At 45.5% G+C, this 16,208-nt stretch carries 19 protein-coding genes; 10 read left to right on the top strand and 9 right to left on the bottom strand.

Annotated elements, in window-relative coordinates:
* Positions 1-64: 64 nt before the first annotated feature.
* From Q338_RS01615 to Q338_RS01605, 3 genes are all read right to left on the bottom strand, one after another.
* The gene (locus Q338_RS01615) at positions 65-1,885 is read right to left on the bottom strand and encodes a 5'-nucleotidase C-terminal domain-containing protein (RefSeq protein ID WP_051968397.1); all 1,821 of its coding nucleotides are present in this window, start codon (positions 1,883-1,885) and stop codon (positions 65-67) included.
* Between the two features lie 86 nt (positions 1,886-1,971).
* A complete protein-coding gene (locus Q338_RS01610) occupies positions 1,972-2,646 on the bottom strand; it encodes a CPBP family intramembrane glutamic endopeptidase (protein WP_034291348.1) in 675 nt (224 codons plus the stop codon).
* A gap of 60 nt (positions 2,647-2,706) precedes the next feature.
* Complete coding sequence (locus Q338_RS01605; RefSeq protein ID WP_034291346.1) at positions 2,707-3,567, bottom strand: endonuclease/exonuclease/phosphatase family protein; 861 nt, start codon at positions 3,565-3,567, stop codon at positions 2,707-2,709.
* Between the two features lie 110 nt (positions 3,568-3,677).
* On the opposite strand from Q338_RS01605, the gene Q338_RS01600 reads away from it, so the two are divergent.
* The 5 genes from Q338_RS01600 (at position 3,678) to prmC (ending at position 6,918) form a co-directional block, all read left to right on the top strand.
* Positions 3,678-4,094 carry a gamma-butyrobetaine hydroxylase-like domain-containing protein gene (locus tag Q338_RS01600; RefSeq protein WP_034291345.1) on the top strand — a complete coding sequence of 139 codons (417 nt, stop codon included), beginning with the start codon at positions 3,678-3,680 and terminating at the stop codon, positions 4,092-4,094.
* A 55-nt stretch (positions 4,095-4,149) separates the two neighbouring features.
* Positions 4,150-4,809 carry a rhomboid family intramembrane serine protease gene (locus Q338_RS01595; RefSeq protein ID WP_034291343.1) on the top strand — a complete coding sequence of 220 codons (660 nt, stop codon included), beginning with the start codon at positions 4,150-4,152 and terminating at the stop codon, positions 4,807-4,809.
* A 1-nt stretch (position 4,810) separates the two neighbouring features.
* Entirely contained in the window at positions 4,811-5,227 is a 417-nt protein-coding gene (locus Q338_RS01590; protein ID WP_034291340.1) for a hypothetical protein, read from the top strand.
* A gap of 54 nt (positions 5,228-5,281) precedes the next feature.
* Complete coding sequence (ubiE, locus tag Q338_RS01585) at positions 5,282-6,019, top strand: bifunctional demethylmenaquinone methyltransferase/2-methoxy-6-polyprenyl-1,4-benzoquinol methylase UbiE (RefSeq protein WP_034291338.1); 738 nt, start codon at positions 5,282-5,284, stop codon at positions 6,017-6,019.
* 74 nt (positions 6,020-6,093) lie between these two features.
* Positions 6,094-6,918, top strand: a complete 825-nt coding sequence (gene prmC, locus Q338_RS01580) for a peptide chain release factor N(5)-glutamine methyltransferase (RefSeq protein WP_034291336.1) — start codon at positions 6,094-6,096, stop codon at positions 6,916-6,918.
* Here prmC and Q338_RS14290 read toward each other — a convergent pair.
* Both Q338_RS14290 and Q338_RS01575 read right to left on the bottom strand, forming a co-directional pair.
* Positions 6,915-7,076 carry a hypothetical protein gene (locus tag Q338_RS14290; protein WP_156961021.1) on the bottom strand — a complete coding sequence of 54 codons (162 nt, stop codon included), beginning with the start codon at positions 7,074-7,076 and terminating at the stop codon, positions 6,915-6,917. The genes prmC and Q338_RS14290 overlap by 4 nt on opposite strands.
* A 57-nt stretch (positions 7,077-7,133) precedes the next feature.
* Entirely contained in the window at positions 7,134-8,786 is a 1,653-nt protein-coding gene (locus tag Q338_RS01575; protein ID WP_034291334.1) for a multidrug ABC transporter permease/ATP-binding protein, read from the bottom strand.
* A 179-nt stretch (positions 8,787-8,965) separates the two neighbouring features.
* Here Q338_RS01575 and Q338_RS01570 point away from each other — a divergent pair, with 179 nt between their 5' ends.
* The gene (locus tag Q338_RS01570; RefSeq protein WP_034291333.1) at positions 8,966-9,301 is read left to right on the top strand and encodes a hypothetical protein; all 336 of its coding nucleotides are present in this window, start codon (positions 8,966-8,968) and stop codon (positions 9,299-9,301) included.
* A 55-nt stretch (positions 9,302-9,356) separates the two neighbouring features.
* Here Q338_RS01570 and Q338_RS01565 read toward each other — a convergent pair whose 3' ends face one another.
* Complete coding sequence (locus Q338_RS01565; protein ID WP_034291331.1) at positions 9,357-9,680, bottom strand: hypothetical protein; 324 nt, start codon at positions 9,678-9,680, stop codon at positions 9,357-9,359.
* 162 nt (positions 9,681-9,842) lie between these two features.
* Here Q338_RS01565 and Q338_RS01560 point away from each other — a divergent pair, with 162 nt between their 5' ends.
* Positions 9,843-10,484 (top strand): TetR/AcrR family transcriptional regulator, encoded by a 642-nt coding sequence (locus tag Q338_RS01560; RefSeq protein ID WP_034291329.1) that lies wholly within the window; start codon positions 9,843-9,845, stop codon positions 10,482-10,484.
* Between the two features lie 129 nt (positions 10,485-10,613).
* On the opposite strand, the gene Q338_RS14285 is transcribed toward Q338_RS01560, so the two are convergent.
* On the bottom strand, positions 10,614-10,778 hold the full coding sequence (locus tag Q338_RS14285; protein WP_156961020.1) for a hypothetical protein: 165 nt from the start codon (positions 10,776-10,778) through the stop codon (positions 10,614-10,616).
* Between the two features lie 96 nt (positions 10,779-10,874).
* A complete protein-coding gene (cysS, locus tag Q338_RS01555) occupies positions 10,875-12,293 on the bottom strand; it encodes a cysteine--tRNA ligase (RefSeq protein WP_034291328.1) in 1,419 nt (472 codons plus the stop codon).
* A 466-nt stretch (positions 12,294-12,759) separates the two neighbouring features.
* Here cysS and gshA point away from each other — a divergent pair, with 466 nt between their 5' ends.
* From gshA to grxB, 3 genes are all read left to right on the top strand, one after another.
* Positions 12,760-14,100, top strand: a complete 1,341-nt coding sequence (gene gshA, locus Q338_RS01550; RefSeq protein ID WP_034291326.1) for a glutamate--cysteine ligase — start codon at positions 12,760-12,762, stop codon at positions 14,098-14,100.
* 165 nt (positions 14,101-14,265) lie between these two features.
* Positions 14,266-14,901: an imidazole glycerol phosphate synthase subunit HisH gene (gene hisH / locus Q338_RS01545; protein WP_034291322.1), complete on the top strand. Its 636-nt coding sequence runs from the start codon at positions 14,266-14,268 to the stop codon at positions 14,899-14,901.
* Between the two features lie 46 nt (positions 14,902-14,947).
* On the top strand, positions 14,948-15,595 hold the full coding sequence (gene grxB / locus Q338_RS01540) for a glutaredoxin 2 (protein ID WP_034291319.1): 648 nt from the start codon (positions 14,948-14,950) through the stop codon (positions 15,593-15,595).
* Positions 15,596-15,654: 59 nt separating this feature from the next.
* Here grxB and hpaR read toward each other — a convergent pair whose 3' ends face one another.
* Complete coding sequence (gene hpaR, locus Q338_RS01535) at positions 15,655-16,104, bottom strand: homoprotocatechuate degradation operon regulator HpaR (RefSeq protein WP_034291318.1); 450 nt, start codon at positions 16,102-16,104, stop codon at positions 15,655-15,657.
* Positions 16,105-16,208: the final 104 nt, after the last annotated feature.

Genomic DNA, 16,208 nt, shown 5'->3' with positions numbered 1-16,208 from the left:
CAGCGACCATTTCCAGCAGCGTGTTTGGCAGAAAAACAACAGGGTTTTCAGGCTGCCTGCACGCTTATTTATCCAAATCAAATTGATACACCGCAAAGCCTTTGGCGTCTTGCCCCACCCACAAATAGGGGCGCGTGGCTTCCAAAGCGGTGTAGGCGCGCGCGCGTTCACTCGGCGATGTTTCAAACGACACGGTGGCATTCATAGGCGCAAATTGCCAATTTTTATCGGCGCGTGTTTCGGCAACGCCATTTGCCATCGTTTGGGCGCGGACAAATTCGCCAACCACTTGTCGCGTGTCCACCGCGCCTTTCAGCACTACTTTTTGTTTGCCCGTACCTGCGAATTTGCCTTCGCTGGCGCGTTTTTCATTGGTGGCGACAATAAATTCTGCTTTCGGCTCAACCAATTTGCCGCGATAACTCAAGTTTTTCACGCGTTGGCTATTCGCGTTCACCAAACGACAATCTTGGTTATAACGCGCAGGCTGTACCAAATCAAATTGGTAAGACACGCCATCAATCACATCAAAATTCTGTGAATGAAATTGCCAATTCATTAAAGGTTGCGCTGTTTTACTGGCAGCCTGAATTTGGTTAAACGCGCCTGCGGAACATTCCAGCCATTCTTTCAATTCCGCGCCGTTCACTTTCACCGCCGCCACTTTTTCGCCAGCCGCCACCAAATCCGCCAATTGGCGTTGGCTCACATCGCCCTGTTCAATTTTGGTGAAATCATACACATTGCTGTGTTGTTTGCCTGTTTTCAGGGGCGAAGTGGCACTTAATACGGGCAATTTTGCTAATTCAGGCTGCCTTGCCAATTGGCGTTGCACAAAATCTTTTTGCGCCGCATTGACCAATTGCACGGCAGAATCGTCTTGCACCAAAGACAAATAGCTGTACAAATTTTCCGCCACTTTGCCCACAGGTTGCGCCATAAATTGACGGGTGGAACGATGATAATGACGCAACACCCATTTCATTAACCAACTGTTGCCAGCATTGGCTTTTTGCGTTTCTGGGTTGAACAAGGGGCGTGTTGCCCATGTTTTATTCATCACGCGCCATCTGCCTGAATTATTGTTTAACAATAAATCCATCGTGCCAATTTCGCTGCCGTAGGCTTTCAGGCTGCCTGCATTCAGCAGCACATCAATGCCATCTATTTGCGACAAGGCGTTTTGATGGGCTTCGCTGTGGTTTAGGACAATAATCACATCCGCGCCCAATTGTTTGAGCAAAGGCACATATTTTTTCGCGGTCAAAACCACATCGCTGATTAAAATCTGCCCACGTAAATCCTGTTGGCTATTGTGAAACACATTGGGCGAAGTCAAACCAAGAAACGCGACATTAATGCGTTGTTTTTCGCCTTGCGTGTCCACCAAATCCATGATTTTAAATAAATAAGGTTTGTAACGCGGTGCTTTGGTGTTGGCATCAAACACATTGGCACTCAACACAGGCACATTGGAGGTGGCGATGGCTTTATCCAAATAATTCAAACCGTAAGCAAATTCACGTTCCCCCACCACACTCGCCATTGCGCCTGCTTTTTCCAATGCCAAATAGCTGGGGTGGATTTCGCCCACTTCCAAGCCTTTGGTCAGCATAAAATCGCCGATGGCTGAACCTTGCAAGATATTGCCATTGTCCACATAGACATGGTTTTTCACTTCACGCTGGGCTTTTTTGACCAAAGTAGCAGTGCGTGTGTAGCCTAGTTGGGGATTGGATTTATCTTGGTCGTAGTCAAAATCGGTCAATTGTGCTTGCACATTGCTGGTTTCAATCACGCGCAATTGCAGCTCTGCCGCCCAAGTGGGCAATGCCAATAGCGCACCTAATAGGAGTGTGCCAACGCGTTTTGCAAAGGAAAACATAGGGTTCACTAAAATAAAAGTTGAAATTGGCTGAATTGTATCAAAAAAATAGGGGAAAATTGAGATTTTTATTAGGTGGATTTTTTTCAGGCAGCCTGCAAACTTTGCCACATCAACGCCACCGTAATCGCATTATTCACAAAATGCGCAAGCATGGCGTATTTCAATTGGCGTGTCTGCCAATAACACGCGCCCAATAATCCGCCCATCATCAGATAAATCAGAAAATCCAAACTGGTCGGCGGCGCATGTGGCACGGCAAACACAATGGACGTGATAAGCCAAATCGCCCACACAGGCAGTTTACCCAACAAACGCCAAAATAAACCGCGAAACAGCAACTCTTCCAACACAGGTGCAAGAATTACCGCAAATACAATTAATTGGAATGGTGCTTGTTTCATCACATTTAATAATAGTTGTTGGTTTTCAGGATTGCTTTCAGGCAGCCCGAATAATTGGCGAATTTGGTCGTAGGCGATTGTAAACAAGAGCAGCAGTAAACCATAACCCACCGCCCACGCAGTCGGCTTGATTTGCCAATTGGACAATAAGGGGTCGGCAATTTGGCGTTGATAATGTTGATTAAATTGCCACGCCAACATCATGCCCACCGCCAATAATAAAACCGCTTCCACCACATGAACCAGCCACGACACGCCCCCCAATCGCGCATTAAACAACAACATACCACCCAACACGCTAGACAAACCCAGCAAATACGCCAAAAATTGGGCGAGCAAAATCAAAAAATTTTTCATAATTATCTTTTCAACATAATGGTTTGATTCAATTTTCAGGCAGCCTGAAACCTTATTCCCCTACTCCACCCAAAGCCCGCGATGGTCAGATTGCCCCCATTCCATCGCCCGCACACGCACGTTTTCACGCGACAAAACATGGTCAATATTTAAACCCAATAAACCCCAAGTGGGCAACCAGTTTGGCGTGTGCTGAACCAGATTTGCCGCGCTCACAAATTCACGAAACACAGGTGAAAACGGACTGGCATTCAAATCGCCCACCACCAAAACCCTTTGTTCACGCGCAATCTGTAGCGCAATTTCTCGCAAATACCGCAAACGCGATTGCGCCAACTCGCCATTAATCGGCGGCGGCGGGTGCAAAGCGTACACCACTCGCCCCGCCTGTTCTGCGCGAATATAAGGATAGCCGTCCACAAAATGCACCGCGCACGATTGCCATGCCTGCCTACTCCACACCGCCAAAGCAAAGGGACTCGCCGATTGATGTTCACAGCCATGTGGCAAGGCAGCCTGCAATTTGCGCCAATGCGGATTATCCAAATCCATTTCCGCCAACGCCACAATCTGCGGCTGATACGCCAAAATTCGCTCGGTTTCGCCCAATGGGTCAGCATTGTTTAAATTCACGTTATACCAAACGGTTTGCCAAGATTGCGCGTTTTCTTGATGATGGGCATGCGTGGGCAGGACAAATAAATAAGTCAAACAAATCAATAAACTGACCGCCCACACCCCACGCCAAATTTTGCCACGCGCCCACACAGCCGCTAACGCAAACACCAGCGTGTAATGCGGCACAAAATGGCTGAATAATTCGGCAAACCAATTTATTTGCCCCAATATTTGCCCGACCAGCAGCGCAATTAAGGTCAAAATTGCCAAACTATGTAGGCGTTTTACAATAAAGTTTTTCATGATTTTTGTGTTATCCAAATCATCACATAATGGTTAAAAAAATAGGCTTTCAGGCAGCCTGAAACCATTTCTGTTAAAATCACCCTATTTTCATTTACAGGCAGCCTGAAATGCACATTCCTCATGAAATCCGCTTAAATAAAGAACGTAACACCCTGATTTTAAAATACGAACACGGAGAACATCATTTACCCGCCGAATATTTACGCGTCTATTCACCCAGCGCAGAAGTGCGCGGACACGGCGTGGGACAAGAAGTTTTGCAAACAGGCAAACGCTTTGTAACCATTACCGATTTGGAAATGACGGGTAATTATGCGTTAAAAATCAGCTTTTCTGACGGACACGATAGCGGTTTATACGACTGGAATTATTTGCACAATTTGGGCGCAAACCACGCCGCCTTGTGGCAAAATTACCTAGACCAACTCGCCGCCGCAGGTTCCAACCGCGAATTTGATGAATCCGCCCCGAAAAATCAATCAGGCGGCGGTTGCGGTGGTGGCTCGTGTGGCTGCAAACATTAAATATGATTGATTGTTTACAGGCTGCCTGAAATATTCACCCAAACACAATAATACCATGAATTTAATAGAACTTATCCCAGCTTTAGTGATTTTAATCACCTGCGCTACCAGTTTAATTGGCTTTAACAATCAATTTGTGTTTCAACGCTACCAATTTCACATTGGCGCGATTCTCCATGACAAGCAATATATTCGTTTGCTTTCGTCTGCGTTTTTGCATGCGGACATGATGCACTTGTTTTTTAATATGTTTACCCTGTATTTTTTCTCGCGGATTATTGCGGTGGTGTATGGGGTGTGGTTGTTTTTGGCTTTGTATTTTGCGGCGATTTTGGCGGGTAATTTGTTTACCCTGTGGCTGTACAAAAATCGCCCGAGTTACGCGGCAATTGGTGCATCGGGCGGCGTGTCGGGCGTGTTGTTTGCGACTGTTGCACTGGTGCCATTGGAAAATTTATATGTTTTCTTTATCCCGATGACTTCGTGGATTTTCGCCACACTGTATTTTGCCTATTCGGTAACGATGATGTTGCGTCCACAACAATGGGATAATACGGGACACGCCGCACATTTGGGCGGTGCAGTATGTGGCATGGCGTTTATTGGGATACTCACACCTATGGCTTATGTGATAAATGGTTTGTATATTGGTATTATGAGTTTGCCATTATTGTATTTGGCTTATGAAATTTTGATTAACAAGAAAGTACGTTAAAATGAAAAAATTAATATTTATCAGCATGATAATTGCATTATCTGCCTGTCAAAAAACCAACCATACACCCAACAATACCAACGCAAATGAAACCGTGATGGCTGCGTCCAATACCCACACAGGCAATGTGCAAATCCGCCAAAACTTCAACCAATCGTGCGTACATTCCGCGCTGGGCAACCAAGTCGCCAGCAATCCAGCCAAACAGCAATTTGCAGAACAAGTGTGCAACTGTGTCTATGAAGAAGGCATTCAGGCTTACGGTAGCACAGACAAATGGGAAGTCGCTATCGCCAATTTTGATAAAAAACAAGCCGATAGCCAATTGCAAAAAGTCAGTGATGATGCCATTCAAGTTTGCTTACACAAACATTTGCCACAAAATAAAGCCAGCGCGAGTGCAAGTGCCGCCCAATAATTTTTCAGGCAGCCTGAAACAAGTTTTATCAATTCAATCCAGAAAGTATCTCCCATGAACGACAAACAAACCCATTTCGGTTTCCAAACCGTCAATGAAAGCGAAAAAGCCAATAAAGTGGCACAAGTGTTTCATTCTGTAGCACAAAATTATGACATCATGAATGATGTGATGTCGGGCGGCTTACACCGTGTGTGGAAACATTTCACCATTCACACCGCGCGTATTCCCAAAGGCGGCAAAGTATTGGACATCGCAGGTGGCACAGGCGATTTATCACGCGGCTGGGCAAAACGCGTAGGCAAAGATGGTGAAGTGTGGCTGACCGACATCAATTCGTCCATGCTCACGGTGGGGCGCGACCGTTTGTTGAACGAAGGCTTGATTTTGCCCGTTGCCGTGTGCGATGCGGAAAAATTGCCTTTTCCAGACAATTATTTTGATTTGGTGTCCGTGTCTTTCGGTTTACGCAATATGACACACAAAGACGTGGCATTGAGCGAAATGTATCGCGTATTAAAACCTGCTGGCACTTTGCTGGTACTGGAATTTTCCAAAGTGTATGAACCACTTGCGCCTATGTATGACGCGTATTCATTTAAATTATTGCCATTGATGGGCAAATTAATCGCCAAAGATGCAGACAGCTATCAATATTTGGCAGAATCCATTCGCATGCACCCCGACCAAGAAACGCTCAAACAAATGATGTTGGACGTGGGCTTTGACCAAGTGGATTATCATAATTTGACGGCTGGCGTGGTGGCACTCCACAAAGGCGTGAAATACTGATTTTGACAATTTAGGCAGCCTGAAACATATTCAGGCTGCCTTTTATTTTAAATAAATCAATTTTTTAGAAAAATATGACCACCTTAAGCCAATGGCTATCCGCCACCCCACTACCGCGCAATGAAGCCCGTTTGCTGCTGCAACACCTCACAGGCTACAGCCGCGCCCAACTCATCACCCACGACCATGAAATCCTGTCCCATCAACAACTTGAGCAACTCAAGGCACTCACTCAACGCCGCGAATTGGGCGAACCCATCGCCTATTTATTGGGGCAACGCGAATTTTATGGGCGCAACTTTCGCGTTTCCCCAGCCGTGCTGATTCCGCGCCCCGAAACCGAGCATTTATTGGAAGCCGCCCTGTGCAGGCTGCCTGAAAACGGCGCGTTGTGGGATTTGGGGACAGGCAGCGGCATTATTGCCCTTTCCGCCAAATTAGAACGCCCCGACAGCCTTGTTTTTGCGAGCGATTTCAGCGCAGCCGCCCTACACATCGCACAAGAAAATGCGGCAAATTTGGGCGCAGAGGTGGCATTTTCGCAAGGTTCATGGTATGAAGCGGCGGAGCGTTTCAGGCTGCCTGAAACGGGTTTGGACATTATCGTGTCCAATCCACCGTATATTGAAAACAATGACTTGCATTTATCGCAAGGCGATTTGCGTTTTGAGCCACAACACGCATTAACCGATTTTGCCGATGGTTTGGCGCATATTCGCGTGTTGATTGAGCAGGGAAAAAATTATTTGAAACCAAATGCTTGGCTATTATTGGAACACGGTTACAATCAGGCGGCGGCGATTCGCGCCCTATTCGCGGAACACGGTTATCAAAATATTGAAACAAAACAAGATTTGGCGGGTTTGGACAGAATCACATTCGGGCAATGGCGCAGCTAAACACGTTTCAGGCTGCCTGAAATATGCAGCAGAATTTGTGATGTGCCACAATTTAATCCCCTCTCCTTATGGGAGAGGGTAAAGTTCGCAATGCTCAACGATTTTTCCCTCTCCCCAGCCCTCTCCCACAAGGAGAGGGAGTAAAATGGCTGGTACATTAATGACTTCTAACAAAATTATTATTTTTGTCGCGTACTTTCAGGCTGCCTACCCAGTTATTCTCCGCGACTTTGCGCGTCTGCGACTATTTTCGCGCCGTCCATGTCCAATTCGCTCAACACGCCGTGTTTCATGGCAATCATGCGTTCGGCGTGGTGGAAATATTTATCGTCATGGCTAATCGCAAACACGGTATAGCCTTGATTTTTCAGCAAAGGCAGCAAATTTTCATAAAACACACGGCGAAATTGCGGGTCTTGGTCAGCCGCCCACTCGTCCAAAATCATCAAACTGCGGCGTTCCAGCGCAGCTATCATCAGGGCAAGGCGTTTGCGTTGCCCTTGTGATAATTTGCTGTTTAATATGCGTTTTTGTTCAATTTTAACTTTATCGCTTAATTGTAAATGCGCCAACCATTCGTCAATTTTTTCGTCTGCCACGTCTGCGCCCACGCCGTCCATCAATTGTTCAAAAATATGAAAATCGGTGAATACGCTGGCAAATAATTGACGATAAGCATCACGATTTTTCTCTGTGATTTCAATATCATCAACAAAAATTTTCCCTGCAGTCGGCGTGTACAAACCCGCCAACACCATAGACAAAGTGGATTTACCCGAACCATTGCCACCAATCAAAAACACCGTTTCGCCGCGTTTTAAAGTCAAATCAATTGGTTGCAATGAGAAATGCTGCCCACCTTGCACGGGATAAGCATAGCTGATTTGTTCCAAACGTATGGTTTGCCAATTTTCAGGCAGCCTGAAATCACCATGAAAATCAGCATGATAATCTGCCAAACCCAAACGCTGTAACGCCTTCAAGCCCACCTGACTTTGCAACATGGCAGGAAACGCGCCAATCGCCGCCGTGAGCGGTGAACGCATAAACAGCACCGTCATGGTAATCGTAGCGGCATCGGACAGGCTCGCCCAATCATATTGTATTGATAAATAAAAGATAATTCCCACCACCGCCAACATCACGCTATTACCCCAATTCACCGCCACCGCATGATACGCGTCCGCTTCCACATGGGTGCTGCGGCGTTGTTCGGCTTGCGGCAAAAAATCTTCGCGGTAAAAACGCTCGGCACGAAAACGGTTTAATTTCAATTCCTTATGACCGTCCAACGCAGTTTCATAATGTTGCTGAATTTCGTCTTCAGCATTGCGCATGGCGCGGAAACTGCCATAGTGTTTTTTTACCACAAAATGCGTTCCCACAATCATCGCCGCCATCAAAATTGCCGTAACCAAAAATAATTTAAACGATAAAACAATCAGATACAAACTACACACCAGCGTAAACAACGCCCCCTGCACCAATTCAGGCAGCCGAGTAAACGCAATGGACAAGCTGCGTATGTCATTAGACAAACTGGCGAGAATTTTGGGTTTGCCTATCCATTGAATTTGCTCGTCATGGCTGTCCAAAATGCGTTTCACAAACTGGGTTTGCGTGTCGTAAATGAAACGCTGCCCCAAACGCGCCAGTTGTATTTGCGCCACACTCGCCACAACAAAATACACCGCCACCAACAATAAAAATGTGCCAATGCCGCCACTATTCAATTGATTATCGCGCAATAAATAATTGTTTATATAGGATAATGTTGCAATCCCCAAACCACCCGACAGCAGTGTGAGCGCAAACATTTGCCAAAAAGCGCGTTGATGTTGTATATAAATCAGTTTAATAATTTCCATAATATTGATTTCTTTAAATAAAAATAGTGAATCAATTTTTCAGGCAGCCTGAAATTTTATTTTCTTGTTATGCTATAGCACAGCAAATTTCTTTTATAATCAATAAATTACTTGCAATTTTATATTTATTTATTTACAATGCAGACATTCTTAACCAAACCCAAATAGGGAGTAACAAAATGACTTGTCAAACTCATGCCAACCACGACCATCAACACGGCGCAAATTGCGGACACACCGCCATCAAACACGGCGACCACATTGACTACTTGCACGATGGTCATTTGCACCACGAACACAACGGACATTACGATGAACACGTTTTGGACGTGAACGAGCAAAACCCAGACGGCTGCAACCCCACCCACGAATGCGCGGGACACATTCACGGCGAAGGCTGCGGACACGAAGCCGTACCACATGGCGACCACATTGACTACATTGTAAACGGTCGTTTGCACCACCAACACGGCGACCATTGCGATGACCACGGCGCAGTGGAAATTGTTAAATAATTTATTAACTGAATTTTTTCAGGCTGCCTTGATACTCAGGCAGCCTGAAATATTTTTATTCGCTCAATGTCCAATCCTGCTCATTGATGTGAATACTATCGCCAAATGGACGGTCGTTGTGGTAGCGCTCTTTTTCAAAATGATTTAAAAATTCAATCATTTCCTCCTGTGAAATCGGGAAATGCTCCACAGTCTCCAAATCTATGCCCTCGCCATAATTGGACACATAAGTGGGTGGTGGATTATCAGGCAGCGTGGCAGCAAATTTTTGCCATGCTTCTTCTAGCAAAGTCATGAGTGTTTGATTTTGTTGAATAAAATCAGATAATTGTTCAATTGTTGCCTGTGGCTGCCAACTGTGTAATTGTTCAGGTTTCATTTTGCAATTTTTGGGAAAAAGGTTAAAATTAGAACCATTTTACGCGAAATCATTTTCAGGCTGCCTGAAAAATCAATACTTAAATTTAACTTATTGCTTTTAAAAGTAAATTTATTTATCATTTACTCTAAAACCATTTCATTCAAACATCAAGGATTTATCATGTCTAGACCACCTTCTCGTACCAATACGGCAAATCGTATTGTAGAAGCCAGTTTGCAGCTATTCAATGAGCAGGGCGAACGCAACATAAGTACCAACCACATCGCCAGCCACATGGGGATTAGCCCTGGTAATTTGTACTATCATTTTAATAATAAAGACGAAATCATTATTCAATTATTCAAACGCTACAGTAATGAATTATTGGACTATTTGTCCAAAGCCAAGCTGCCTGAAACCATTGAGCAAATGATTGATTATATGATGGGCATTTACGATGTGATGTGGGAATATCGCTTTTTGTTTAGCGATGTCAATACTTTACTCAATCGCAGCGTGGAATTGGTCGGCGAACACAATGAGTTTACCCGCGCCAAAATTGCCCCATTGTTGGTCAAATTGTTCACCCAATGGCACAGCTTGGGCATGATAGACATTGATGAACGCGGCAAACAGGATTTGTCCATCAATATCTGGCTGGTAACCAAATATTGGTTTGATTTTGACAGCTCCATGCAGCCCAATGTGAAAATCACCGAAAATGCCAAACAGCGCGGCGTGTACCGTTCATTGAGCTTAATTCGCCCCTATGTTCGCGCAGAACATCGGGCAGAGTTTGACGCTTTACTGGTAGCCAAATAATTTTGCACACAATCTTCAGGCAGCCTGAACCATCGTTTTCAGCAGGCTGCCTGAAGTGTTTTTTCAGAATGTTTTTGGTGGTCTAGCCCCTACTCTGTGTTCATAGATTTTCAGGCTGCCGCAAAAACATTACTGCGCTACACGATAACAAAAGCCCTTGCCATTTGTTTCATCCATTTGTTCCACCAAAACTTTTTTGGAGTCCTTTTTATCACGTGTCCATTTTAATGAAATGGTGCGCTCGGCTTCATTGGCGGGCTGCTGGCTCAATGTTTCGTATAAACCGCGTTCCAATTCAGCAAATGACCTTTTCTGTTTAACCAGTTGAAAATTCTATTTAAAAATATATTTCAGGCAGCCTGAAAACCATTTTCAGGCTGCCTGAACATTTTATCCACGCGTCCAAGTTGTGCCATCTGCGCCATCGCGCACCGTGATTTTGTGTTCCGCCAAAATATCACGAATGCGGTCAGATTCCGCCCAATTTTTGGTTTCACGCGCAATTTTGCGTTGTGCAATCAAATCATTAATTTCATCTGCCGACAAACCTTCCGCCGTGTCGCCACCTTGCAAAAACGCCTGCGGATTGTCCTGCAATAAACCCAATACACCGCCCAAAGTTTTCAGGCAGCCTGAAAGTTCCGCGCTGTTTTGCTTATTCGCTTCATTGGCGATTTCAAACAACACCGCCATCGCTTCCGCCGTGCCGAAATCATCGTCCATTGCCGCGAAAAATTTTTGCGTGTACTCGTTTGCCTGTTCGGATAATGCAAACTCGGTGGGCGCAATATTATTCAAAGTATTGTATAAACGCGCCAATGAGTTTTTCGCGTCATCTAAATGCGCGTCTGAATAATTCAAAGGGCTGCGATAGTGGGCGCGTAAAATAAAAAAGCGGATAACTTCGGGTTGGTATTTTTTCAACACATCGCGAATGGTGAAAAAATTGCCCAGCGATTTGGACATTTTTTCATTGTCCACGCGAATAAAACCATTGTGTAACCAATATTTTACATGGCTATCAATGCGTTTTTCGCCAACTTGAGGCGCATGGTGTCCGCACAAACCGCCGTGTGCACCACAGCTTTGCGCAATTTCATTTTCGTGATGGGGAAATTGCAAATCCGCGCCGCCGCCGTGAATATCAAACGTCTCGCCAAACAAATCGCCGCCCATCGCGGAACATTCAATATGCCAACCAGGGCGACCATTGCCCCATGGGCTTTCCCAATGTGGTTCTTCGGGTTTTGCCGCTTTCCACAACACAAAATCCAATGGGTCGCGTTTGAAATTGTCCACTTCCACACGTTCGCCCGCGCGTAAATCGTCCAAACTTTTGCCTGATAATTGTCCATAAGCGGCAAATTCGCGTACGGCGTAATACACATCGCCATTGGCGGCGGGGTAGGCTTTGCCATTGGCAATCAATTGTTCAATCATCGCAATCATTTGCGGAATGTGCAGCGTGGCTTTGGGTTCCACATCGGGGCGTTGCACGCCGAGCGCGTCTGAATCTTCATTCATGGCTTGGATAAATTCTTCGGTCAATGCTTGAATGCTGACACCACGTTCATTGGCGCGGGCAATGATTTTGTCGTCAATATCGGTAATATTGCGGACGTAAGTGAGCGGATAGCCGCGTTGGCGCAACCACCGCGCAATCATGTCAAACACCACCAACACACGCGCGTGTCCCAAATGACAATAATCGTAAACCGTCATGCCGCAAACGTACATGCGGACATTTTTCGGGTCAATGGGTTCAAATTTTTCTTTTTGGCGTGTTAGGGTGTTGTAAAGATGAAGCATGATTTTTCTCTAATCAAAATAAATAAAACGGCGCAATTATAACAAAAGGCAGCCTGAAAATATCATTATTTCCCCAAATCGCGTTTATTCTGCCGATTTACATTTTCAGGCTGCCTTTCACTACCCTACAAATTTTTGCCTACCGCCTACCTGTCCCCTCTCCCACAGGAGAGAGGGAGCGAAATGCTGGTATCTCAACGATTGCAAGCAATATTTTTTGTAGGGTAGTAAAAGACTGCCTGAAAGTACACGACAATTTTTCCAATCGCCAAAATGTAGGATGCGCCGTGCGCACCAAATAACTGAATAATTTAAATATTGTGGTGGGATTGATGCGCGCGGCGCACCCTACTGTTATTTTGTCGCGTACTAAAAGGCTGCCTGAAAAGGCAATCGCGTTTATAATATTCGGCGAAAATATTTTTTATTCAGGCAGCCTGAAACATCATAATAAAAGGACAATACCATGAAACTCCCCCAAATTTCCCCCAACTACGCGCAACATTTGCAAGATTTTGAACAAAAAATCCTGCAAAACCACAGCCGCATTGAAGCATGGTTTCGCCAACAATGGCAGGAACACGCCCCGCCCTTTTATGGCTCGGTGGACATTCGCAACGCTGGCTACAAAATGGCAAGCATAGACATGAATCTCTTCCCAGGGGGATTCAATAATCTCAACCCCAATTTCATTCCACTCGCTACCATCGCCGCCCAAGATGCAGTAGAACGCGCTTGCGAAACCGCCAAATCGGTTTTGCTGATTCCCGAAAATCATACGCGTAACACATTCTATTTACAGAATGTTTTTGCATTGGCAGGCATTTTGCGCAATGCGGGTTTTGTGGTGCGCATTGGTTCGTTCAACCCAGAATTGACCGAAGCGACCGAATTTGAAACCGCCAATGGCGACAAATTGCTGATTGAACCCTTATTACGCACGCGTGAACGCATTCATTTGGCTGATGGTTTTTCTCCTTGTTTTATTTTGTTAAACAATGATTTATCTGGCGGTGTACCCGAAATTTTGCAAGGCTTATCGCAAACCATTTTGCCGCCGCTACACGGTGGCTGGACAACGCGCCGCAAAACCCAGCATTTTGAAGCCTACAACACAGTCGCCAAACAATTTGCTGAGTTATTACAAATAGATGAATGGCAAATTAATCCCTATTTTGAATATGTGGGCGGACTGGATTTCCAAGAACGCGAAGGCGAAGACGCTTTGGCGGACGCGGTGGAACGCGTGTTGGCAAAAATCCAAGCCAAATACGATGAAAAAGGCATTACCGACAAGCCTTTTGTGATTGTGAAAGCGGACGCTGGCACTTATGGCATGGGCGTGATGAGCGTGAAATCGGCGGACGAAGTGCGCGGCTTGAATCGCAAAAATCGCAATAAAATGGCGAAAGTCAAAGAAGGTTTGGAAGTATCGGAAGTGATTGTTCAGGAAGGGATTTATACTTACGAGACTTTGGACAATGCGGTGTGCGAACCTGTGGTGTATATGATGGACAGGTTTGTGATTGGCGGTTTTTTCCGTGTCCACGAAGGGCGCGGCAATGATGAGAATTTGAATGCGGGTGGCATGGTGTTTGTGCCATTAAATCAAAGCATTCCCAATGCGGGCAGCGCAAATGATGTGGAAACCGAAATTCATTGCAAACGCGTGTTTGAACAATGGGACGAATTGGGCATGGCTCGTCCGAATGCGGAACAGCCCGATTGTTCGTCCAATCGCTTGTATGTGTATGGCGTGATGGCGCGTTTGTCTTTGTTGGCGGCTTCGTTGGAATTGGCGAAATAAGTTGCGCCATTTGGTTTCAGGCTGCCTTTCAGTACACGACAATTTTTGTTTACCAATAATCTGTCCCCTCCCCCGCCCCAACGGGGCAGACCTCCCCCGCCAGCGTGGGAGGGGATAGATTTCAGGCAACCTGAACATTCAAATCATTCATTAAAAAGGAAAAAAATGAATATTACCATTGTAGATTACGGCATGGGCAATTTGCATTCTGTGCAAAAATCGGTGCAAGCCGCCGCGCAATTGGCGCACAGCAGCGCAAATATCACGCTCACCGCCGACCCCGAAATGGTGCTTCGCGCCGACAAAATCATTTTCCCCGGACAAGGTGCCATGCCCGATTGCATGAACGCGCTCAATCAAAGCGGTTTGCGCGAAGCCGTGTTAGATGGTTTGAAAAATAAACCTTTTTTCGGCATTTGCGTGGGCGCACAATTATTGTTTGACCACAGCGAAGAAGGCGATACGGCTGGTTTGGGCTGGTTTTCAGGCAGCGTGAAGCGTTTTGCGCCCGCCACCGACTCGCACGGCAATAAATTAAAAGTGCCACACATGGGCTGGAACACAGTTCGCCAAACCCAAACCCACCCATTATTTAAAGATGTGGCTGATTTGGCACATTTTTATTTTGTCCACAGCTATTATTTTGCGCCGAATGATGACCAGATTGTATTGGGTAGCAGCGAGTATCCCAATGAATTTGCTTGCATTGTTGGCAAAGACAATGTGTTTGCCACGCAATTTCACACGGAAAAAAGCCATGACGCTGGCTTGATTTTATTGCGTAATTTTATCAATTGGTAAATTCAGGCAGCCTGAAAATCAAATATTCACATAACGGAAAAACAAAATGAAATTATACATTTACGACCATTGCCCTTTCTGTGTCCGCGCGCGCCTGATGGCGGGCGTGCGCCAAATGGCGGTGGAAGAAATCGTCTTGCTCAACGATGACGAAGCCACACCCATCGGCTTGATTGGCGCGAAACAAGTCCCCATTTTGCAAAAACCCGATGGCTCGCACATGGGTGAAAGTTTGGATATTGTGCATTATCTCAATGAATTATCGGGCAATCCGCCGCTTGCGCCAGCGCGAGCCGAAGTGCAAGCGTGGTTTGAGCGCGTGAACGAATACTACAATCGTTTGGTGCAGCCGCGTGATGTGAAATTGGGTTTGGCGGAATTTGCCACGCCCGAAGCCATTAAGTATTTTGTTGATAAAAAAGAAAAAACCATAGGCAGCTTTGAAAAAAATCTGAATAAAACGGCGGAATATTTGGCGCAAATTCATGCGGATTTGGCGGATTTGAGCGCATTGGCTTTGTCAGAAAATTATTTGAATGGCGAAAGCGTGAGTGTGGACGATGTGTTGATTTTCCCAGTATTGCGGAATTTAACGATGGTGCGCGGATTGGTGTTTCCCGATAATTTATTGAATTATGTGATGAATATGTCGGAACAATCAGGTGTGGATTTGTTTTTTGACCGCGCTTTATAATTACACAAAATCAATCAGGCAGCCTGAAAATAATTTTCAGGCTGCCTGATGTGATGATTTTATTCTTTCTTCTGCGCGTATTGTTCGCCTAATTTGCTTAATTCGCGCAATAAAGTGTTTAATTTCTGCAACTTATTGCTGCCAAAATCGCGTTCCAAAGCGGCATAAGCGGCTTCCATTTGCGCGGCGATTTGGTCGTATTGCTTCACGCCTTTTTCGGTTAAATTGATGAACACGCGGCGTTGGTCGCTGGCGGGTTTCAAGCGCATTAATAAACCCATTTGTTCCAAACGTGTCAAAACGCCTGTTAAACTGGGGCGCAAAATGCTGGTTTGCTCCGACAAATCTTGAAAATCCATCGTGCCATTTGCCGCCAGCAAGCGCAAAATACGCCATTGCTGTTCGGTCAGCCCCGCGCTGCTCAATGCTGGGCGAAAATAGTTCAATACGCCATCTCGCGCTTGCACCAGAGCAATATTGATAAATGAATGTTGCGATGTTTCGGACATGATATTCTCCTAAATTTCAATGAAAAACATTTCATATTCAATCAAACTGTGATTTCCTGCCTAACGGTAATTTACTATTCATTCACTTGTATTGTATGCCTAAA

This window comes from Alysiella crassa DSM 2578, from assembly GCF_000745955.1.
Taxonomy (GTDB): Bacteria; Pseudomonadota; Gammaproteobacteria; order Burkholderiales; family Neisseriaceae; genus Simonsiella; species Simonsiella crassa.
The sequence above is the reverse complement of the archived record's forward strand: the minus strand, read 5'-3'. Positions and strand labels throughout refer to the sequence as shown.

Coding starts and splice junctions, on each gene's coding strand:
- Q338_RS01610 (WP_034291348.1), bottom strand. CDS start 2,646: ATGAAAAATTTTTTGATTTTGCTCGCCCAATTTTTGGCGTATTTGCTG.
- Q338_RS01570 (WP_034291333.1), top strand. CDS start 8,966: ATGACTTGTCAAACTCATGCCAACCACGACCATCAACACGGCGCAAAT.
- ubiE (WP_034291338.1), top strand. CDS start 5,282: ATGAACGACAAACAAACCCATTTCGGTTTCCAAACCGTCAATGAAAGC.
- hpaR (WP_034291318.1), bottom strand. CDS start 16,104: ATGTCCGAAACATCGCAACATTCATTTATCAATATTGCTCTGGTGCAA.
- Q338_RS01590 (WP_034291340.1), top strand. CDS start 4,811: ATGAAAAAATTAATATTTATCAGCATGATAATTGCATTATCTGCCTGT.
- cysS (WP_034291328.1), bottom strand. CDS start 12,293: ATGCTTCATCTTTACAACACCCTAACACGCCAAAAAGAAAAATTTGAA.
- Q338_RS01605 (WP_034291346.1), bottom strand. CDS start 3,567: ATGAAAAACTTTATTGTAAAACGCCTACATAGTTTGGCAATTTTGACC.
- Q338_RS14290 (WP_156961021.1), bottom strand. CDS start 7,076: ATGTACCAGCCATTTTACTCCCTCTCCTTGTGGGAGAGGGCTGGGGAG.
- gshA (WP_034291326.1), top strand. CDS start 12,760: ATGAAACTCCCCCAAATTTCCCCCAACTACGCGCAACATTTGCAAGAT.
- prmC (WP_034291336.1), top strand. CDS start 6,094: ATGACCACCTTAAGCCAATGGCTATCCGCCACCCCACTACCGCGCAAT.
- Q338_RS01560 (WP_034291329.1), top strand. CDS start 9,843: ATGTCTAGACCACCTTCTCGTACCAATACGGCAAATCGTATTGTAGAA.
- grxB (WP_034291319.1), top strand. CDS start 14,948: ATGAAATTATACATTTACGACCATTGCCCTTTCTGTGTCCGCGCGCGC.
- Q338_RS01575 (WP_034291334.1), bottom strand. CDS start 8,786: ATGGAAATTATTAAACTGATTTATATACAACATCAACGCGCTTTTTGG.
- Q338_RS01595 (WP_034291343.1), top strand. CDS start 4,150: ATGAATTTAATAGAACTTATCCCAGCTTTAGTGATTTTAATCACCTGC.
- Q338_RS01615 (WP_051968397.1), bottom strand. CDS start 1,885: ATGTTTTCCTTTGCAAAACGCGTTGGCACACTCCTATTAGGTGCGCTA.
- Q338_RS01565 (WP_034291331.1), bottom strand. CDS start 9,680: ATGAAACCTGAACAATTACACAGTTGGCAGCCACAGGCAACAATTGAA.
- Q338_RS01600 (WP_034291345.1), top strand. CDS start 3,678: ATGCACATTCCTCATGAAATCCGCTTAAATAAAGAACGTAACACCCTG.
- hisH (WP_034291322.1), top strand. CDS start 14,266: ATGAATATTACCATTGTAGATTACGGCATGGGCAATTTGCATTCTGTG.